A 17,805-nucleotide genomic window follows, 5' to 3' on the forward strand; every position below is an offset into this window, starting at 1 on the left:
ACTGAGTCATGGCTGAAGCAGCTGCCGATACCGTTCCTGCAAGAGCGGGCGCTTCCGAAAGAAAACCGTTGTTCGGTATGTCTTTTCTGGAAAATCTTTCCGAAATGACCATGCTGCGTCAGATCGGCCTCATGGTCGGTCTTGCCGCGAGCGTGGCCATCGGCTTCGCCGTGGTGCTCTGGTCCCAGCAGCCTGACTATCGTCCGCTTTATGGCAGTCTGGCGGGCATGGACAGCAAGCAGATCATGGACACCCTGACTGCAGCGAACATCAACTACACCGTCGAGCCGAACTCCGGTGCGCTGTTGGTGAAGTCCGATGATGTGCAGCGTGCGCGCATCCAACTGGCTCAGGCGGGTGTGGTACAGAACGACGCCAACATCGGTTTCGAAATCCTCGACAAGGATCAGGGGCTGGGCACCAGTCAGTTCATGGAAGCCACGCGTTATCGTCGTGGCCTGGAAGGCGAGCTGGCGCGTACCATTTCTGCGTTGAACAACGTCAAGGGTGCCCGCGTGCACCTGGCGATTCCGAAAAGCTCGGTATTCGTCCGTGATGACCGCAAGCCAAGCGCTTCGGTACTGGTCGAGCTGTACGCCGGTCGTTCGCTGGAGCCGAGTCAGGTCATGGCCATCATCAATCTGGTGGCCACCAGTGTTCCCGAGCTCAGCAAGTCGCAGATTACCGTCGTTGACCAGAAGGGGGCTCTGCTTTCCGATCAGGCGGAAAACTCCGAGCTGACAATGGCCGGCAAGCAATTCGACTACAGCCGTCGCATGGAAAGCATGCTCACCCAGCGCGTGCAGAACATTCTGCAGCCGATTCTGGGCAATGACCGCTATAAGGCCGAGGTCTCGGCAGTGGTTGATTTCAGCGCTGTCGAATCGACCGCCGAAAGCTTCAACCCTGATCAACCTGCCTTGCGCAGCGAGCAGTCGGTCAATGAACAACGTTCCAGCAGCTCAAGCTCGGGCGGCGTTCCGGGGGCGCTGAGCAATCAGCCGCCCGGCCCGGCGACGGCTCCGCAGACTGCAGGCGGTGGTGCAGCCGGTGCAGCCGGCCCTATCGCTCCAGGCCAACCCCTGCTGGATGCCAATGGTCAGCAGATCATGGACCCGGCAACCGGTCAGCCCGCGTTGGCGCCATACCCGGCCGACAAGCGCGTGCAGTCGACCAAGAACTTCGAGCTTGACCGTTCCATCAGTCACACCAAGCAGCAGCAGGGCCGTCTGACCCGCCTTTCGGTTGCGGTAGTGGTCGATGACATGGTCAAGACCAACGCGGCCAATGGCGAAGTCACCCGTGCTCCATGGAGCGCGGCGGATCTCGCTCGCTTCACGCGGCTGGTACAGGATGCCGTCGGTTTCGACGCCAGCCGCGGCGACAGCGTCAGCGTGATCAACGTGCCGTTCTCCAGCGAACGCGCTGAAGTGCTGCCTGAAGCGTCGTTCTATTCGCAACCCTGGTTCTGGGACATCGTCAAGCAGGCTGTTGGCGTGATCTTCATCCTGATCCTGGTGTTCGGTGTACTGCGCCCGGTGTTGAACAACATCACCAATGGCAAGCGCAAGGAACTGGCAGGTTTCGGCGGCGACGCCGAACTGGGTGGCATGGGCGGTCTGGACGGCGAATTGTCCAACGATCGCGTAAGTCTGGGTGGCCCGCAGAGCATTCTGCTGCCAAGCCCGACCGAAGGCTATGACGCACAGCTGAATGCAATCAAGAGTTTGGTGGCTGAGGATCCTGGCCGTGTGGCTCAGGTTGTGAAAGAGTGGATCAACACTGATGAATGAACGAGCCATGGTAGCCAAACTCTCCAAAGTTGAAAAAGCGGCTGTACTGTTGCTCTCGCTGGGCGAAACCGATGCGGCTCAGGTGCTCCGGCACATGGGCCCCAAGGAAGTCCAGAAAGTGGGTGTGGCGATGGCGCAGATGCGCAACGTGCATCGCGAGCAGGTCGAAGAGGTCATGAGCGAATTCGTCGACATCGTCGGCGATCAGACCAGCCTTGGCGTCGGTTCCGACGGCTATATCCGCAAGATGCTGACCCAGGCACTGGGCGAGGACAAGGCCAACGGCCTGATCGACCGGATTCTGCTGGGTGGCAATACCAGCGGCCTGGACAGCCTCAAGTGGATGGAGCCGCGTGCGGTCGCCGACGTGATCCGTTTCGAGCACCCGCAGATTCAGGCCATCGTGGTCGCCTATCTCGATGCCGATCAGGCGGGCGAGGTGCTTGGGCATTTCGATCACAAGGTGCGCCTCGATATCATCCTGCGCGTGTCTTCGCTCAACACCGTACAGCCAGCGGCTCTCAAGGAATTGAACCAGATTCTCGAGAAGCAGTTCTCCGGTAACGCCAACACGTCGCGTACCACCCTGGGCGGTATCAAGCGTGCGGCCGATATCATGAACTTTCTCGACAGCTCGATCGAAGGTTCGCTCATGGACTCGATCCGCGAGGTCGACGAAGACCTGTCGGTGCAGATCGAAGACCTCATGTTCGTCTTCAACAATCTTTCCGACGTGGACGATCGCGGTATCCAGGCGCTGCTGCGCGAAGTATCCTCGGACGTGCTGGTACTGGCGCTCAAGGGCTCCGACGAAGCAATCAAGGAAAAAATCTTCAAGAACATGTCCAAGCGTGCCTCCGAGCTGCTCCGCGACGACCTGGAAGCAAAAGGTCCGGTGCGTGTCAGCGATGTGGAAACCGCCCAGAAAGAAATCCTCACCATTGCGCGTCGTATGGCCGAGGCCGGCGAGATCGTACTCGGTGGCAAGGGTGGCGAGGAAATGATCTAAGGATTCAGCCGACTCATGTCCAGTTCCAATAAAGAATCGGCCAGCGACCTCATTCGCGCCAAGGACGCCGGGTTACTCGACATCTGGGCGCTGCCCAGCTTCGATCCGCACGTTGAGCCAGAACCAGAACCGGAGCCCGAGCTGGTCGACGAACCGGCCGAGATGGAAGAAGTACCGCTGGAGGAAGTCCAGCCACTGACCCTGGAAGAGCTGGAAAGTATTCGCCAGGAGGCCTGGAACGAAGGCTTCGCCACCGGTGAAAAGGAAGGTTTTCACAGTACTCAGCTAAAAGTGCGTCAGGAAGCGGAGGTCGTTCTTGCGGCAAAAGTCGCCAGCCTGGAACAGCTGATGGGTAACCTGCTGACACCCATCGCCGAGCAGGATACTCAGATCGAAAAGGCCGTCATTCTTCTGGTCGAGCACATCGCGCGTCAGGTTATCCAGCGTGAACTGGTCACAGATTCTGCGCAGATTGCCAGCGTCCTACGCGATGCCCTCAAGCTATTACCGATGGGCGCGCAGAATGTGCGAATTTTCATAAATCCTCAGGACTTTCTGCTGGTCAAGGCCATGCGCGAACGTCATGAGGAGTCGTGGAAGATCGTCGAAGACGAAGACTTGCTGCCGGGCGGTTGCCGTATCGAAACCGAGCATAGCCGCATCGATGCCAGCGTCGAAACACGCATCGCCCTGGCAATTTCCAAGATGCACGACCAGTTGCATGAACAGGTAACCCATCCTGCGGCAGCCGATCTGAGCGTCGATCTGGATGCCTCGCCAGGCAATGCAGCCAATGTTGAAGAATCCGACGCGGATACCCTCGATGCGCCTTGAACGCACCAGTTTCGCCAAGCGCCTCGGTTCCTATGCCGAGTCGATCAGTTTGCCTGCCCAACCCGTAGTGGAAGGCCGCCTGCTGCGCATGGTAGGCCTGACGCTTGAGGCTGAGGGGCTGCGTGCGGCAATGGGTAGCCGCTGTGTGGTCATCAATGACGACAGCCATCATCCGGTTGAAGTCGAAGCCGAAGTGATGGGTTTTTCCGGTAGCAAGGTGTTTCTGATGCCGGTCGGCAGCGTGGCGGGCATCGCGCCTGGCGCGCGGGTCGTGCCGCTGGCCGACACCGGTCGCCTGCCGATGGGCATGAGCATGCTGGGCCGGGTGCTTGATGGTGCCGGTCGCCCGCTGGATGGTCGCTCGCCGATCAAGGCCGAAGACTGGGTGCCGATGGATGGCCCGACCATCAACCCGCTCAAGCGCGACCCCATCAGCCAGCCACTGGATGTCGGCATTCGCTGCATCAACGGTTTATTGACGGTTGGCCGCGGTCAGCGTCTCGGGCTGTTTGCCGGTACGGGCGTGGGCAAGAGTGTGCTGCTCGGCATGATGACGCGCTTCACCGAGGCGGACATCATCGTCGTCGGCCTGATCGGTGAGCGGGGCCGTGAGGTCAAGGAGTTCATCGAGCACATTCTCGGCGAAGAGGGCCTGAAACGTTCGGTGGTGGTCGCCTCGCCAGCCGATGACGCGCCTCTGATGCGCTTGCGGGCAGCGATGTATTGCACGCGAATCGCCGAATACTTTCGTGACAAGGGCAAGAATGTCCTGTTGCTGATGGACTCCCTGACCCGTTTTGCTCAGGCTCAGCGGGAAATCGCACTGGCCATTGGCGAGCCGCCGGCCACCAAGGGCTATCCGCCTTCGGTGTTCGCCCGCTTGCCCAAACTGGTAGAACGCGCCGGCAATGCCGAGGCGGGTGGTGGTTCGATCACCGCGTTTTACACGGTGCTGTCGGAGGGTGATGACCAGCAGGACCCGATTGCCGACTCGGCGCGTGGGGTGCTCGACGGTCACATCGTGTTGTCCCGGCGCCTGGCCGAAGAGGGGCATTACCCGGCCATCGACATCGAAGCGTCCATCAGCCGGGTCATGCCCGCCGTGGTCAGCCCCGAGCACATGGCGCGTGCGCAGCATTTCAAACAGTTGTGGTCACGCTATCAGCAGACTCGCGACCTCATCAGCGTGGGGGCCTATGTAGCAGGCGGCGATCGCGAAACGGACATGGCCATTGCGCTGCATCCGGTACTGGTGCGCTACCAGCGTCAGGGCCTGCGTGACAACGAAAGCATACAAGGCAGCAGCGAGGCGCTGGCGTCGATCTTCGCACCAGCGCCTGGCGGCTGATAATCCATGGCCCAGAGTCGAGCGGCGCGTCTGGCGCCAGTGGTCGAGATGGCAGAAGCTGCCGAGCGAACCGCCGCCCAGCGCCTTGGGCACTTCCAGGGGCAGGTCAACCTTGCCAACAACAAGCTGCAGGAGCTTGACCAGTTTCGCCAGGATTATCAGCAGCAATGGTTGCAGCGCGGCAGTGCCGGGGTTTCCGGGCAATGGCTGCTGGGTTATCAGCGCTTTCTCAGTCAGCTCGATGTCGCCGTTGCCCAGCAATACAAAAGTCTCGAATGGCACAAAGCCAATCTGGATCGGGCGCGCAGCGCCTGGCAGGATTGCTACGCGCGGGTAGAGGGCTTGCGCAAGCTGGTGCAGCGCTACATGGACGAGGCGCGCAGGCTGGAGGATAAGCGCGAGCAGAAACTGCTCGACGAGTTATCGCAGCGCCTGCCGCGCCATGAACAATTCTGACGTTTGACTCAATCAGACCGCAGTGATCTCTCTGGCTGGTCTACGCTATCAATGTCTCGGTGATGAAACACCTCGAGGTTCCCATGACTGTCACTTCCGAACGTTCTGCCGATGGCCAGACGCTGACCCTTTTTATCGAAGGACGCTTCGATTTCAATTCCCATCAGGCGTTTCGCGCTGCCTATGAGGACTATCCGCAGTCGCTGAATTACGTGGTCGACCTGCGCGGTACTCATTACCTGGACAGCTCTGCGCTGGGGATGCTGTTACTGCTGCGCGATCACGCCGGGGGTGACAAGGCATTGGTGCGCCTGGTCAACTGCACGCCCGATGTGCTGAAGATTCTGGCCATTTCCAATTTCTCGAAGCTGTTCGAATTGAGCATACCCAGTGCAACCAGCCCTGAAAAAACTGTGCATTCTGATCGCTGACGACAGCGCCAGTGACCGGCTTCTGCTTTCAACTATCGTAGCGCGGCAGGGGCACCGGGTTCTTAGCGCTGCCAATGGTGTCGAAGCGGTCGCCATCTTCAAGGCTGAAAGCCCGCAGTTGATTCTGATGGACGCCATGATGCCGGTCATGGATGGCTTCGAAGCGGCGCGAAGGATCAAGGCATTGACCGGCGAATCGCTGGTGCCGATCATCTTCCTGACCTCGCTCACCGAAGGCGAAGCGCTTGCACGTTGCCTGGACGCCGGTGGCGACGATTTCATGTCCAAGCCTTACAACCCGCTGGTACTGGCCGCCAAGCTCAACGCCATGAACCGTCTGCGGGTATTGCACGAAACTGTCCGCCAGCAGCGTGACCAGATCGCCAGGCACCATGAGTATCTGCTCAATGAGCAGCGTGTCGCCAAGGCGGTGTTCGATCAGATCGCCCACGCCGGTTGCCTGGGGGCGAGCAATATCCGCTACCTGCAGTCCCCCTACGCACTGTTCAACGGCGACCTGATGCTGGCCGCCTACACACCCGCCGGGCACATGCAGGTGCTGCTCGGGGATTTCACCGGACATGGCTTGCCGGCTGCGGTGGGTGCGATGCCACTTGCAGAAGTGTTCTACGGCATGACGGCCAAGGGCTATGGCCTGGTTGAAATCCTCCGTGAAATGAACGCCAAGCTCAAACGCATCCTCCCGGTCGATATGTTTTGTTGTGCGACGCTGCTGTGTATCAATCTGCCGCAGCGGCAGGTCGAGGTCTGGAGCGGTGGCCTGCCCGACGGCTACCTGTTGCGCGGCGCGCAGGGCGAGCATGTGCCGCTGGCCTCGAATCATCTGCCATTGGGCGTATTGAGCGTCGATGCCTTCGACGCGCGCACCGATGTGTATCCGTTGGCGCCGGGTGATCGCATCTTTCTGCTGTCCGACGGCGTGCTTGATACCAGTAACAGTCAGGAAGAGCTGTTCGGCGCGCAACGTCTGCGACAGGTTCTGTCTGCCAATCGCGAGCCGCACTTGCTGATCGAGGAGATCCTCGTGGCGCTCAACGAGTTTGGCGGCAAGGCGCGTGACGATGTCAGCCTGCTGGAGGTCAGCGCTGTCGAGGCGCCGCTGGAAAATTTGCCTGTCATGATGTATTCGGACAGCGGCGCCTCCAGCCCGCTGGACTGGTCGGCCAGTTTCGAGTTTCGTGCCTCGACGCTCAAGCGTTTCAACCCTCTGCCTTATGTCCTGCAATTGCTGCTGGAGGTACATGGCCTGCGTGATCAGGGTGCCGCACTGCACATGGTGCTCGGCGAGCTGTACAGCAATGCGCTGGAGCACGGTGTGCTAGGGTTGGATTCGGCGCTCAAGCACGATGCAACGGGGTTCGCGCTCTATTATCAGCAGCGGGCAGAGCGTCTCGACAGGCTGCAGTCAGGCTTCATCCGGGTGAGCCTGCAGGTCGAAGCGGTCGAGCAGGGCGGTCGGCTGACCCTCAGTGTCGAGGACAGCGGCCAGGGTTTCGATGTGGAAAAGACCCGGACGCTGACGCCTGCCAGCAATGAACTGTATGGTCGCGGGCTGCATCTGGTCTGTGAATTGAGTCGCGAGGCCAGGTGGTCCAGGGATGGCAGGACCGCCTGCGTGGAATTTTGCTGGGAGGGAGTGGCATAATCCCCGCCTGGAGTCTTGATCAAGGAGTGAACAAGTGTCGATTCATCTGGATTACAGCGTTTTGACTGCCTTGCAGGAGGTCATGGAGGACGAATATCCAACCTTGCTGGATGTTTTTCTCAGGGATTCCGAGCAGCGTATCGCGCAGTTGCGTCTGGCTGTCGGGTCGCGCAATCCTGATTTCCAGGAACTGAGCCTTAACGCTCACAGTTTCAAGGGCAGCAGCAGCAACATGGGCGCCTTGCAGCTTTCCGAGCTATGTCGCCAGCTCGAGGAGCAAGCCCGCCAGCAGCAGTTCGCAGGTCTGGCAGAATTGATTGGCACGATCGACAGCGAATACATGACGATTCGCGGGTTGTTCAATTCCGAGCGGCAGCTGTTCGTCAGCTGAGCCCTGAAGTCTCCCTCGATTCCCGTTATGGAGATCATTTAAAAATTGGCCCGCATATTGCTAACTACTCTGGTAAGGCGATAACCAGCAGCTGATGCGGAGACCGAAATGCCCCTTGCTACCAATGCGCTTCTTCAGGCCACAACCTCTGTGACCGCCAGGTCCGGTGTGGCCAACAATGCGGTCAAGTCTGCTGACAGCAGCAAGGACGGGGCCTCCAGCTTTTCCAATGTCTATGCAAAGCAGGCGAAAGACACCGTCCCTGCGCGTGACGATGCGCCCGTAAAACCAGCTCGCGACAAGACCGCGCCTGACAAGGACAAGGTTGCCGCTGGCAAGGACAAGCCTGCAAGCGATCAGACGAATGCCGCCGACAAGTCGAGCGTTGCCGATAGCGGCAATGATTTGCCAGCCAAGTCGGCAAGTGCGGATGATGACGCGGCGCATTCCGACTCGAAGCAGGACGATGCGCAGGCCTCTGCCGATCCGGCGCTGACTGAGGGCCAGGCGGTCGTCGATCCGGCCCTTGACCCGGCATTGCAGGCAATGGCCGCACAGGCTCCCGCGGCGCCTGTAGCCAAGGCGCCACCAAGTGCGGAAGTTGTCACCGCACCAGTGGTCTCGGCGCTCACCACCACTCAGGCGGCACCGCCAGTCGTAGCCGAAGACGCCTTCAATCCCGACGCCGATCCTCTGGACGGTCTGGATGCCGTGCAGTTGGCGCTGGAAAACGCCACTGCCAAGACTCAACTGGCTGCGCAGAACGCCCAGGCTGCCAACAAGGCGACGCCGAGCAACGCTGAAGCTGACCCCAATCAGAATATCGTCAATAACCTGTCGGTCCTGAGCGAGCAACTTCCCTCCGAAGGCAGCAGCACTGAAAGCAGTGACAAGTCGTTCAGCGGTTTGATCGGTGAGGGTCTGAAGGATGTCAAAGGCGCCGCCGGCGACACGCGCGTCGACAACTTTGCCGATCGCCTCGCTGCGCTCAGTCAGGCCGCGCAACCGGCACGCGCGGCGGCAGCACCTGCCGCGCCCTTGATGAACCAGCCATTGGCCATGCATCAAAGCGGCTGGACCGAAGGCATCGTCGACCGCGTCATGTACCTGTCGAGCCAGAATCTCAAGACCGCCGATATCAAGCTGGAACCTGCCGAACTCGGTCGTCTCGATATTCGTATCAACATGGCGCCTGAGCAGCAGACCCAGGTGACCTTCATGAGCGCCCATATGGGTGTACGTGATGCACTGGAAAGCCAGATGTCGAAGTTGCGTGAGTCGTTCGTGCAGCAGGGGCTTGGCAACGTCGACGTCAATGTTTCCGACCAGTCGCAACAGCAGGCCCAGCAACAGGCTCAGGAGCAGGCCAGCCGTGCCCAGCGCAGCGGTCGTGGCGGTGGCATGAGTTCCAGCGATACCTCCGATGAAATCGCAGGCGTCGATGCAGCCATTCCGGTCAGCCAGCCAGCGGCACGTGTGATCGGCACCAGTGAGATCGATTATTACGCGTGAGGCTCTTGAGTTGCATGGCAGCCGCGACGCGATGTCATGCATTGCATGAACTTGATGGCGCAGAAATGCTTTTTTAACGCGATGGCACAGATGACCCAGATTGCGACGTAAGTGATAGGGCGAAGTCGGGCCGGAAACGGAGTTGCGGGTTTTGCCTACTTTGGCCCCATCAAAGTAGGTCGCCGAGGGGCGAAAAGGTGATTTGAGTCGAACCTCAATCCACCTGAGAACTAAAAACCATTGTGTGACGCGGAGCGTCACGAACTGCATTCCCACGCGGAGCGTGGGGACGATAGTCGTGGCAGCCGCGACACGACGTCATGAACTGCATTCCCACGCGGAGCGTGAGGAGCGATAGTCATTAGCTCCCGAACTGTGCCTTTAGCCAAACTGCCCTAAAGTGCTTTCACAAGAATCACGATCCCTCCGCGCCCAGGCGCGTAACCGTTTGTGTCCAATACATCTCCGCCTCGTACAACTCTGGCATAACACTTGCTCTGCCTCTGTCACGTATTGAAGAACCTCTTGAATAGTGACGGATTATTGGCATGGCGCAGAGCGAAGAAGTTAAAGACCCCGCGACCACAGGCAAAGGTAAAGGCAAACTCAAGCTCATTATCATCGCCGTCGTGGCGCTGCTGCTGGCCGTAGGCTTGTCGGTGGGCGCGACCTGGTTCCTCATGCACAAGAGCGAAAGCAAGGAAGATCCAGCGGCGGCCGCAGCGGCAGCCAACGTCAAGCCAGTGGCGGTGTTCGAACCGATGACCCCGGCCTTCGTGGTCAACTTCAACGCCAACGGCCGCCAACGCTACATGCAGGTGAGCATCACCATGCTGGGCCGTAACGCAGCCGACATGGAAGCGCTGAAGGTCCACATGCCATTGATCCGCAACAATCTGGTCATGCTGTTTGCAGCCATTCCCTTCGAATCGCTGGCTTCGCCGATCGGCCAGGAAATGCTGCGTCAGAAAGCGACCGCCAGCATTCAGGAAGTCGCGCAGAAAGAACTCGGCAAGACTGTGATCGAACAGCTGCTCTTCACTAACTTCGTATTGCAGTAGGACTCTCACATGGCCGTGCAAGACCTGCTCTCCCAGGACGAGATCGATGCGCTGCTGCATGGCGTCGACGATGGGATGGTCCAGACTGACAACAACAGCGAACCTGGCAGTGTCAAAAGTTACGACCTGACCAGCCAGGACCGGATCGTCCGCGGACGCATGCCGACGCTGGAAATGATCAACGAGCGCTTCGCCCGCTACACACGTATCAGCATGTTCAACCTGCTGCGCCGCTCGGCGGACGTGGCGGTGGGCGGTGTTCAGGTCATGAAATTCGGTGAGTACGTGCATTCCCTGTACGTGCCGACCAGCCTCAATCTGGCCAAGATCAAGCCGCTGCGTGGCACCGCGCTGTTCATTCTCGACGCCAAGCTGGTGTTCAAGTTGGTGGATAACTTTTTCGGCGGTGACGGTCGTCACGCCAAGATCGAAGGCCGAGAGTTCACGCCAACCGAACTGCGTGTCGTGCGCATGGTGCTGGATCAGGCGTTTGTCGACCTCAAGGAGGCCTGGCAGGCGATCATGGAAGTCAATTTCGAGTACATCAACTCGGAAGTGAACCCGGCCATGGCCAACATCGTCGGGCCGAGCGAGGCTGTAGTGATCTCCACCTTCCACATCGAACTCGATGGCGGTGGCGGCGATCTGCACGTGACCATGCCGTACTCGATGATCGAGCCGATCCGCGAAATGCTCGATGCCGGTTTCCAGTCTGATCTGGACGACCAGGACGAGCGCTGGGTCAACGCGCTCAAGGAAGACGTGCTGGACGTCAACGTTCCGCTCACCACGACCATCGCCCAGCGCCAGTTGCCATTGCGGGACATCCTGCACATGCGCCCTGGTGATGTGATCCCTGTGGAACTGGGCGATTCGCTGGTCTTGCGTGCCAATGGCGTACCTTCGTTCAAGGTCAAGCTTGGCTCGCACAAGGGCAAGATGGCCCTGCAAGTAATCGAACCCATAGCGCGACGCTGACCAGTCTGGTCAACGTCGGAAATTGTTGCGTAACTGAAATACTGCGTGCAGAGGACAACCGATGGCTGATGAAAACGATACGATGTCTGCTGAAGATCAGGCATTGGCGGATGAGTGGGCTGCTGCATTGGGCGAAGCTGGCGACAGCCAGGCTGATATCGATGCGCTGCTGGCTGCGGATGCCGGAAATTCGGGTAGCCGGATGGCGATGGAAGAGTTTGGCAGCGTGCCGAAAAGCACCGGTCCGGTTTCTCTGGATGGTCCCAACCTGGATGTGATTCTCGACATTCCGGTGTCGATCTCCATGGAAGTGGGCAGTACCGATATCAACATCCGCAACCTGCTGCAGCTCAACCAGGGCTCGGTGATCGAACTGGATCGTCTGGCAGGCGAACCCCTTGATGTGCTGGTCAACGGCACACTGATCGCGCATGGCGAGGTGGTGGTGGTCAATGAAAAGTTCGGCATCCGTCTGACCGACGTGATCAGCCCGAGCGAACGCATCAAGAAGCTGCGCTAAGTGAGGCGCTGGCTGAGTGTTCTGCTGACCCTGCCATCGCTGGCCTGGGCCGCCGAACCCGCCGTTCAGGCGGCGCCTGCACAAGTGGCCAATACGGTCTCCGGCGGTATGGGCGGGCAGGTGGTGCAACTGCTGTTCGGTCTGATCCTGGTGATTGGCCTGATTTTCGTACTCGCGTGGCTGATGCGCCGGGTGCAGCGCGTCGGGCCGAACAGCAATCAGGTGATCGAGCTGGTGAGCTCGCGCGCGCTGGGGCCGCGTGATCGGCTGGTGCTGGTGCAGATCGGCAATGAACAAGTGCTGCTGGGCATTACGCCCGGGCGAATCACGCCTTTGCATGTGCTCAAGGAGCCCGTGCAGGTGCCGGTGCGCGAGCAGGCTACCCCTGAATTCGCTCAGCGCCTGATGGAGCTGATGGGCAAGGATAAGGACAAGAAGTAATGGGCGCCTTGCGTTTCCTGATACTGCTGTTGCTGGTGATGGTGACGCCCGCTGCGCTGGCGGCCGATCCGCTGTCGATCCAGGCGATCACGCTGTCCAATGGTGCCGATGGTCAGCAGGAGTATTCGGTCAGTCTGCAGATTCTGCTGATCATGACCGCGCTGAGCTTCATTCCGGCGTTCGTCATGTTGATGACCAGCTTCACGCGGATCATCATCGTCTTCTCGATTCTGCGTCAGGCCCTCGGCTTGCAGCAGACGCCGTCGAACCAGATCCTCACCGGCATGGCGTTGTTTCTGACCATGTTCATCATGGCGCCGGTATTCGACCGGGTGAATCAGGATGCCTTGCAGCCTTATCTGGCCGAGAAGCTTTCGGCGCAGGATGCGGTGGCCAAGGCGCAAGTGCCGATCAAGGACTTCATGCTGGCCCAGACGCGCACCAGCGACCTCGAGCTGTTCATGCGCCTGTCCAAGCGCACCGACATCCCGACCCCGGATGCCGCGCCGTTGACCATTCTGGTTCCGGCGTTCGTGATTTCGGAGCTCAAGACAGCGTTTCAGATCGGCTTCATGATCTTCATTCCATTTCTGATCATCGATCTGGTGGTGGCCAGTGTGCTGATGGCGATGGGTATGATGATGCTGTCGCCGCTGATCATTTCTCTGCCGTTCAAGATCATGCTGTTTGTGCTGGTGGACGGCTGGGCGCTGATTGTCGGCACCCTGGCCGGCAGTTTTGGTGGCGTATGAGCCGTTTCACTGAGGAGTCTGCCCGATGACGCCGGAAGTAGCCGTCGATCTGTTCCGCGAGGCCCTGTGGCTGACCACTGTGCTGGTTGCGATTCTTGTTGTGCCAAGCCTGTTGTGCGGTCTGCTGGTGGCAATGTTTCAGGCGGCCACGCAGATCAACGAACAGACCCTGAGCTTCCTGCCGCGCCTGCTGGTGATGCTCGTCACCCTCATCGTCATCGGCCCGTGGCTGTTGAAAATATTCATGGAATACATGCTGTCGTTGTACACCAGTATTCCGACCCTGATCGGCTAGCATCGCATGCAGCCGATGCTCGCGCTGACCGATACCCAGATCAGTACCTGGGTAGCCAGCTTCATGTTGCCGCTGTTTCGCATCATCGCGTTGCTGATGACCATGCCGATCATCGGCACCACGCTGGTCCCGCGTCGGGTGCGCATGTACCTCGCCGTGGCGATCACCGTGGTGGTCGCGCCTGCGCTGCCAGCCATGCCGCCCGTGCAGGCGCTCGACCTGAGCGCGCTATTGCTGATCGGCGAACAGATCATCATCGGCGCCGGGATGGGCCTGTCGCTGCAGTTGTTCTTCCATATCTTTGTGGTCGCGGGCCAGATCATCTCGACGCAGATGGGGATGGGCTTTGCCTCGATGGTCGACCCTACCAACGGTGTCTCCTCCGCCACCATTGGCCAGTTCTTCACGATGCTGGTCACCCTGTTGTTCCTGGCCATGAACGGTCATCTGGTGGTGCTGGAAATCCTCGTCGAGAGCTTTACCACGATGCCGGTCGGCAGTGGTTTGCTGGTCAATAACTTTTGGGAGCTGGCCAACGGGTTGGGCTGGGTACTGGCTTCGGGTCTGCGGCTGGTGTTGCCTGCGATTACCGCGCTGCTGATCATCAACATCGCTTTTGGCGTCATGACCCGTGCCGCGCCGCAACTCAACATCTTTTCCATCGGTTTCCCGCTCACGCTGGTGTTGGGCATGGTCATTCTGTGGATGACCATGGGCGACATTCTCAATCAGTATCAACCGATCGCTACGCAGGCATTGCAGGCGTTGCGCGACATGGTGAGGGCTCGTTGAATGGCAGAAAACGAGAATGGCCAGGACAAGACAGAAGACCCCACGGAAAAAAAGGTCAAGGACTCACGGGCTGACGGCCAGATCGCTCGCTCCAAGGAACTGACCACGCTGGTGGTGATGCTGATGGGGGCGGGCGGGCTGTTGATGTTCGGCTCCGATATCGCCCTGATGATGTCCGAGCTGATGCGTGACAACTTCACGATATCCCGCGATACCCTGATGGATCAGTCCTACATGGGCAAGGCGCTGCTCAGTTCCGGGATGCACGCGCTGGTCGTGGTTCTGCCATTTCTGATCGCCATGCTGGTTGCCGCACTGGTGGGGCCGATCATGCTCGGCGGCTGGCTGTTCGCCACCAAATCATTGATGCCCAAGTTCAGCCGCATGAATCCGGCAGCAGGGCTCAAACGCATGTTTTCGCCGCATGCGCTGGTCGAATTGCTCAAGTCTTTCGGCAAATTCCTGATCACTCTGGCGGTTGCGCTGGTGGTCCTGAACAATGAGCGCAAGGACCTGGTCGCGATTGCCCACGAGCCGCTTGAGCAGGCCATGATTCACAGCCTGATGGTGGTGGGCTGGAGCAGTTTCTGGATGGCATGTGGCCTGATATTCATCGCGGCGGCGGACGTGCCGTTCGTTTTGTATGAGGCGCACAAGAAGCTGCTGATGACCAAGCAGGAGGTGCGCGACGAGCACAAGAACAGCGAGGGCAGCCCGGAGGTCAAGCAACGTATTCGCCAGTTGCAGCGTGAAATGTCCCAGCGACGCATGATGGCCTCCGTCCCTGAGGCTGACGTGATCATTACCAACCCGACACACTTCGCCGTCGCCCTCAAATACGATCCCGAGCAGGGCGGGGCACCGATGTTGCTGGCCAAGGGTACTGATCTGGTGGCGCTGAAAATTCGCGAAATCGGCGCGCATAACGAGATCCTGATTCTGGAATCTGCGGCACTGGCGCGTTCCATTTACTACAGCACCGAACTCGATCAGGAAATTCCCGCCGGCCTGTATCTGGCCGTCGCCCAGGTGCTGGCCTACGTCTATCAGATCCGCCAGTTCCGTGCCGGTCAGGGCAAGCGCCCCGACCCTCTGGGCGACATCAAAATCCCTCCCGACCTGCAGCGCGACGCGTAGTCCGGTCCCCTCTCGCGACGTTCGGGCATCAATCTGAAAGGCCCTGGTTTCAGACGCTCCGCGTCCGCTCTTGCACAGGCAAACGAGAAGATTTTTCTGACTGCGCTCAGCGCACTGGATTTACGTGATTTCTGTGTCTAAAGCCTTACCGCCACTGGCTTTGTAAAAGTTGGACAGCTTTTTGCAACAGGGTCGATACAGGGCGCCATCGGCGTCAATGTTTTGATCTAGTGCGCAGGTAACGAATCAGTGGATCGCTCTCAATTACTCAGTAGCGCACGCAGCAATATCACAGGCCTGGGCCGTGGTCAGTTGGGCGTTCCGTTGTTGTTGCTGGTCATGATGGCAATGATGATGTTGCCTATGCCGCCATTCCTGCTGGACGTGTTCTTCACGTTCAACATCGCACTGTCCATCGTCGTGCTGCTGGTGTGTGTGTACGCCCTGCGGCCGCTGGACTTCTCGGTATTTCCGACCATTCTGCTTGTCGCCACGTTGCTGCGTCTGGCGCTGAACGTCGCTTCCACTCGGGTGGTCATGCTTCACGGGCAGGACGGCCACGCCGCTGCGGGCAAGGTGATTCAGGCCTTCGGTGAAGTGGTGATCGGTGGTAACTATGTCGTTGGTATCGTGGTGTTCGCGATTCTGATGATCATTAACTTCGTGGTAATCACCAAGGGTGCCGGCCGTATTTCCGAGGTGAGCGCGCGCTTCACCCTCGACGCGATGCCCGGCAAACAGATGGCGATCGACGCCGACCTCAACGCCGGCCTCATCGATCAGCCGGAAGCCAAGCGCCGCCGTGCCGAAGTCGCCCAGGAAGCCGAGTTCTACGGTTCCATGGACGGTGCCAGTAAATTCGTGCGCGGCGATGCGATCGCCGGTCTGCTGATTCTGTTCATCAACCTGATTGGCGGCATGCTGGTCGGTATCCTGCAACACAACATGACCTTCGCCGACGCAGGCCGCGTTTACACCCTGCTGACCATCGGTGACGGTTTGGTGGCGCAATTGCCATCACTGCTGCTGTCCACCGCCGCCGCGATCATGGTGACCCGTGCTTCCGGTTCGGAAGAGATGGGCAAGCTCATCAATCGTCAGATGTTCGCTTCGCCCAAGGCGCTGGCGGTTTCCGCTGCGGTCATGATCGTGATGGGGCTGGTGCCGGGCATGCCGCACTTCTCCTTCATCAGCCTCGGCCTAGTGGCTGCAGGCGGCGCGTATCTGCTCTGGAAGAAAGAAAATCAGGTGAAAGTCGAGGCGCTGGCCGAAGTGCAGCGTCAACAGGACCTGCTGCCTTCGCCGACCCGCGTTCAGGACGCCAAGGAACTGGGTTGGGATGACGTGACGCCCATCGATATCATCGGCCTGGAAGTGGGCTACCGCCTGATTCCGCTGGTGGATCGCAACCAGGGCGGTCAGCTGCTGGCGCGTATCAAGGGCGTGCGCAAGAAGCTCTCGCAAGAGCTCGGCTTCCTGATGCCCACCGTGCACATTCGCGACAACCTCGATCTGGCGCCCAGTGCCTATCGTCTGACGCTGATGGGCGTGATTCTGGCCGAGGCCGAGATCTACCCGGATCGCGAACTGGCGATCAACCCCGGTCAAGTGTTCGGCACCCTGAACGGCATTACCGCCAGAGACCCGGCGTTTGGTCTGGAAGCCGTGTGGATCGAAATCAGCCAGCGCAGTCAGGCGCAGTCGCTGGGGTACACCGTCGTCGATGCCAGTACTGTAGTGGCAACCCACTTGAACCAGATTCTCTACAAGCATTCGCATGAGCTGATCGGCCACGAGGAAGTCCAGCAATTGATGCAGTTGCTGGCCAAAAGCTCGCCCAAGCTGGCTGAAGAGCTGGTGCCTGGCGTGCTGTCGCTGTCTTCGCTGCTCAATGTGCTGCAGGCGCTGCTGGCTGAACACGTACCTGTGCGGGACATTCGCAGCATTGCAGAGGCTATCGCCAACAACGCCGGGAAGAGTCAAGATACCGCCGCTTTGGTGGCCGCAGTGCGAGTGGGTCTGAGCCGCGCAATCGTCCAAAGCATTGTAGGCGTTGAGCCGGAGCTGCCTGTTATCACTCTGGAACCAAGGTTGGAACAGATATTGCTCAATAGTTTGCAGAAGGCTGGTCAGGGTCAGGAAGAAGGCGTTCTTCTTGAGCCAAGCATGGCTGAGAAGCTCCAGCGTTCGTTGATTGAGGCCGCCCAGCGTCAGGAGATGCAAGGGTTGCCGGTAATTCTTCTGGTAGCAGGGCCTGTCCGGGCGATGCTGTCACGATTTGGACGATTGGCTGTACCGAACATGCATGTTCTGGCGTATCAGGAAATTCCGGACAACAAGCAAGTAACCATCGTAGCGACTGTCGGGCCAAACGGCTGAGGTAGTGAGT

Annotated in this window: 18 protein-coding genes; all 18 read left to right on the forward strand. The window is 59.4% G+C overall.

The window, feature by feature from the left end; translation table 11 throughout:
- Positions 1-8: 8 nt before the first annotated feature.
- The 18 genes from fliF (at position 9) to flhA (ending at position 17,795) form a co-directional block, all read left to right on the forward strand.
- Complete coding sequence (fliF, locus tag BT119_RS21260) at positions 9-1,793, forward strand: flagellar basal-body MS-ring/collar protein FliF (RefSeq protein WP_003436100.1); 1,785 nt, start codon at positions 9-11, stop codon at positions 1,791-1,793.
- Positions 1,786-2,802: a flagellar motor switch protein FliG gene (fliG, locus tag BT119_RS21265; protein ID WP_003316807.1), complete on the forward strand. Its 1,017-nt coding sequence runs from the start codon at positions 1,786-1,788 to the stop codon at positions 2,800-2,802. The genes fliF and fliG overlap by 8 nt, the downstream gene beginning before the upstream one ends.
- A gap of 15 nt (positions 2,803-2,817) precedes the next feature.
- Positions 2,818-3,636, forward strand: coding sequence for a flagellar assembly protein FliH (fliH, locus tag BT119_RS21270; protein ID WP_003370126.1), 819 nt, complete (start codon positions 2,818-2,820; stop codon positions 3,634-3,636).
- On the forward strand, positions 3,626-4,984 hold the full coding sequence (fliI, locus tag BT119_RS21275; protein WP_003370128.1) for a flagellar protein export ATPase FliI: 1,359 nt from the start codon (positions 3,626-3,628) through the stop codon (positions 4,982-4,984). Before fliH ends, fliI begins: the two co-directional genes overlap by 11 nt.
- A gap of 6 nt (positions 4,985-4,990) precedes the next feature.
- Positions 4,991-5,440, forward strand: a complete 450-nt coding sequence (fliJ, locus tag BT119_RS21280) for a flagellar export protein FliJ (RefSeq protein ID WP_002554288.1) — start codon at positions 4,991-4,993, stop codon at positions 5,438-5,440.
- An 83-nt stretch (positions 5,441-5,523) separates the two neighbouring features.
- Positions 5,524-5,871: an STAS domain-containing protein gene (locus tag BT119_RS21285; RefSeq protein ID WP_003370131.1), complete on the forward strand. Its 348-nt coding sequence runs from the start codon at positions 5,524-5,526 to the stop codon at positions 5,869-5,871.
- Positions 5,831-7,537 (forward strand): fused response regulator/phosphatase, encoded by a 1,707-nt coding sequence (locus BT119_RS21290; protein WP_003370133.1) that lies wholly within the window; start codon positions 5,831-5,833, stop codon positions 7,535-7,537. Before BT119_RS21285 ends, BT119_RS21290 begins: the two co-directional genes overlap by 41 nt.
- 34 nt (positions 7,538-7,571) lie before the next feature.
- Entirely contained in the window at positions 7,572-7,928 is a 357-nt protein-coding gene (locus BT119_RS21295) for an Hpt domain-containing protein (protein ID WP_072366888.1), read from the forward strand.
- A gap of 108 nt (positions 7,929-8,036) precedes the next feature.
- Positions 8,037-9,440 (forward strand): flagellar hook-length control protein FliK, encoded by a 1,404-nt coding sequence (locus tag BT119_RS21300; protein WP_072366889.1) that lies wholly within the window; start codon positions 8,037-8,039, stop codon positions 9,438-9,440.
- Between the two features lie 548 nt (positions 9,441-9,988).
- Entirely contained in the window at positions 9,989-10,501 is a 513-nt protein-coding gene (gene fliL / locus BT119_RS21310) for a flagellar basal body-associated protein FliL (RefSeq protein WP_003370139.1), read from the forward strand.
- Between the two features lie 9 nt (positions 10,502-10,510).
- Positions 10,511-11,479, forward strand: a complete 969-nt coding sequence (gene fliM, locus BT119_RS21315) for a flagellar motor switch protein FliM (RefSeq protein ID WP_003412410.1) — start codon at positions 10,511-10,513, stop codon at positions 11,477-11,479.
- A 61-nt stretch (positions 11,480-11,540) separates the two neighbouring features.
- On the forward strand, positions 11,541-11,999 hold the full coding sequence (gene fliN, locus BT119_RS21320) for a flagellar motor switch protein FliN (protein ID WP_003370145.1): 459 nt from the start codon (positions 11,541-11,543) through the stop codon (positions 11,997-11,999).
- Positions 12,000-12,440 (forward strand): flagellar biosynthetic protein FliO, encoded by a 441-nt coding sequence (gene fliO / locus BT119_RS21325; protein ID WP_003436111.1) that lies wholly within the window; start codon positions 12,000-12,002, stop codon positions 12,438-12,440.
- The gene (fliP, locus tag BT119_RS21330) at positions 12,440-13,192 is read left to right on the forward strand and encodes a flagellar type III secretion system pore protein FliP (protein WP_003370151.1); all 753 of its coding nucleotides are present in this window, start codon (positions 12,440-12,442) and stop codon (positions 13,190-13,192) included. The genes fliO and fliP overlap by 1 nt, the downstream gene beginning before the upstream one ends.
- A gap of 25 nt (positions 13,193-13,217) precedes the next feature.
- Positions 13,218-13,487: a flagellar biosynthetic protein FliQ gene (locus tag BT119_RS21335; RefSeq protein ID WP_002554277.1), complete on the forward strand. Its 270-nt coding sequence runs from the start codon at positions 13,218-13,220 to the stop codon at positions 13,485-13,487.
- 6 nt (positions 13,488-13,493) lie between these two features.
- The gene (gene fliR, locus BT119_RS21340; RefSeq protein WP_032609911.1) at positions 13,494-14,279 is read left to right on the forward strand and encodes a flagellar biosynthetic protein FliR; all 786 of its coding nucleotides are present in this window, start codon (positions 13,494-13,496) and stop codon (positions 14,277-14,279) included.
- Positions 14,280-15,416: a flagellar biosynthesis protein FlhB gene (gene flhB / locus BT119_RS21345; protein WP_072366890.1), complete on the forward strand. Its 1,137-nt coding sequence runs from the start codon at positions 14,280-14,282 to the stop codon at positions 15,414-15,416. It abuts the gene before it with no gap.
- Positions 15,417-15,665: 249 nt separating this feature from the next.
- Complete coding sequence (gene flhA, locus BT119_RS21350; RefSeq protein ID WP_003436113.1) at positions 15,666-17,795, forward strand: flagellar biosynthesis protein FlhA; 2,130 nt, start codon at positions 15,666-15,668, stop codon at positions 17,793-17,795.
- Positions 17,796-17,805 lie beyond the last annotated feature (10 nt).

This window comes from Pseudomonas sp. NFACC10-1, assembly GCF_900119195.1.
In the GTDB taxonomy this organism is placed as follows: domain Bacteria; phylum Pseudomonadota; class Gammaproteobacteria; order Pseudomonadales; family Pseudomonadaceae; genus Aquipseudomonas; species Aquipseudomonas cerasi.

Excerpts from the sequence above, each read along its gene's own strand:
- fliF (WP_003436100.1), top strand. The coding sequence starts at position 9 with ATGGCTGAAGCAGCTGCCGATACCGTTCCTGCAAGAGCGGGCGCTTCC.
- fliG (WP_003316807.1), top strand. The coding sequence starts at position 1,786 with ATGAATGAACGAGCCATGGTAGCCAAACTCTCCAAAGTTGAAAAAGCG.
- fliH (WP_003370126.1), top strand. The coding sequence starts at position 2,818 with ATGTCCAGTTCCAATAAAGAATCGGCCAGCGACCTCATTCGCGCCAAG.
- fliI (WP_003370128.1), top strand. The coding sequence starts at position 3,626 with ATGCGCCTTGAACGCACCAGTTTCGCCAAGCGCCTCGGTTCCTATGCC.
- fliJ (WP_002554288.1), top strand. The coding sequence starts at position 4,991 with ATGGCCCAGAGTCGAGCGGCGCGTCTGGCGCCAGTGGTCGAGATGGCA.
- BT119_RS21285 (WP_003370131.1), top strand. The coding sequence starts at position 5,524 with ATGACTGTCACTTCCGAACGTTCTGCCGATGGCCAGACGCTGACCCTT.
- BT119_RS21300 (WP_072366889.1), top strand. The coding sequence starts at position 8,037 with ATGCCCCTTGCTACCAATGCGCTTCTTCAGGCCACAACCTCTGTGACC.
- fliL (WP_003370139.1), top strand. The coding sequence starts at position 9,989 with ATGGCGCAGAGCGAAGAAGTTAAAGACCCCGCGACCACAGGCAAAGGT.
- fliM (WP_003412410.1), top strand. The coding sequence starts at position 10,511 with ATGGCCGTGCAAGACCTGCTCTCCCAGGACGAGATCGATGCGCTGCTG.
- fliN (WP_003370145.1), top strand. The coding sequence starts at position 11,541 with ATGGCTGATGAAAACGATACGATGTCTGCTGAAGATCAGGCATTGGCG.
- fliP (WP_003370151.1), top strand. The coding sequence starts at position 12,440 with ATGGGCGCCTTGCGTTTCCTGATACTGCTGTTGCTGGTGATGGTGACG.
- BT119_RS21335 (WP_002554277.1), top strand. The coding sequence starts at position 13,218 with ATGACGCCGGAAGTAGCCGTCGATCTGTTCCGCGAGGCCCTGTGGCTG.
- fliR (WP_032609911.1), top strand. The coding sequence starts at position 13,494 with ATGCAGCCGATGCTCGCGCTGACCGATACCCAGATCAGTACCTGGGTA.
- flhB (WP_072366890.1), top strand. The coding sequence starts at position 14,280 with ATGGCAGAAAACGAGAATGGCCAGGACAAGACAGAAGACCCCACGGAA.